Here is a 1,240-nt window from a genome sequence, read left to right as displayed (position 1 = left end):
CGGTTAGCTCAGCGACTTTGGGTATTACCAACTTCCATGGTGTGACGGGCGGTGTGTACAAGACCCGGGAACGCATTCACCGCGACGTTCTGATTCGCGATTACTAGCAACTCCAACTTCATGTAGGCGAGTTGCAGCCTACAATCCGAACTGGGATCGGTTTATAAGGATTTGCTCCAGATCGCTCTTTCGCTTCCCTTTGTACCGACCATTGTAGCACGTGTGTAGCCCAAGATATAAGGGGCATGATGATTTGACGTCATCCCCACCTTCCTCCGGTTTATCACCGGCAGTCTCCTTAGAGTGCCCAACTTAACTTGCTGGCAACTAAGGATAAGGGTTGCGCTCGTTGCGGGACTTAACCCAACATCTCACGACACGAGCTGACGACAACCATGCACCACCTGTCTCCCTTGCCCCCGAAGGGGAGGACACATCTCTGCATCTGTCAAGGGGATGTCAAACCTTGGTAAGGTTCTTCGCGTTGCTTCGAATTAAACCACATGCTCCGCTGCTTGTGCGGGTCCCCGTCAATTCCTTTGAGTTTCAGTCTTGCGACCGTACTCCCCAGGCGGAGTGCTTATTGTGTTTACTTCGGCACTGACCATCGCTGGCCAACACCTAGCACTCATCGTTTACAGCGTGGACTACCAGGGTATCTAATCCTGTTTGCTACCCACGCTTTCGTGACTCAGCGTCAGTTACAGTCCAGTAAGTCGCCTTCGCCACTGGTGTTCCTCCTAATATCTACGCATTTCACCGCTACACTAGGAATTCCACTTACCTCTCCTGCACTCAAGTTGTACAGTTTCAAATGCTTACACAAGTTAAGCCTGTGCCTTTTACATCTGACATATACAACCGCCTACTCACCCTTTACGCCCAGTAAATCCGGACAACGCTCGCCCCCTACGTATTACCGCGGCTGCTGGCACGTAGTTAGCCGGGGCTTCCTCCTTGGCTACCGTCATTTTTTTCTTCACCAAGGACAGAGTTTTACGACCCGAAGGCCTTCTTCACTCACGCGGCGTCGCTGCATCAGGCTTTCGCCCATTGTGCAATATTCCCCACTGCTGCCTCCCGTAGGAGTCTGGACCGTGTCTCAGTTCCAGTGTGGCCGTTCACCCTCTCAGGCCGGCTACTGATCGTCGCCTTGGTGAGCCATTACCTCACCAACTAGCTAATCAGACGCGAACTCATCCTATACCTCTTAATCAATTTGACTTACTCACCATGCGAT

1 rRNA gene is annotated in these 1,240 nt (G+C 52.0%); it reads right to left on the bottom strand.

The window, feature by feature from the left end:
- Positions 1-1,240 (bottom strand): 16S ribosomal RNA (locus J2Z76_RS16480); the annotation flags it as partial.

It is taken from the genome of Sedimentibacter acidaminivorans, from assembly GCF_017873955.1.
GTDB lineage: Bacteria > Bacillota > Clostridia > Tissierellales > Sedimentibacteraceae > Sedimentibacter > Sedimentibacter acidaminivorans.
Note: the sequence above shows the minus strand (reverse complement) of the source record. Positions and strands in the feature narration are given on the sequence as shown.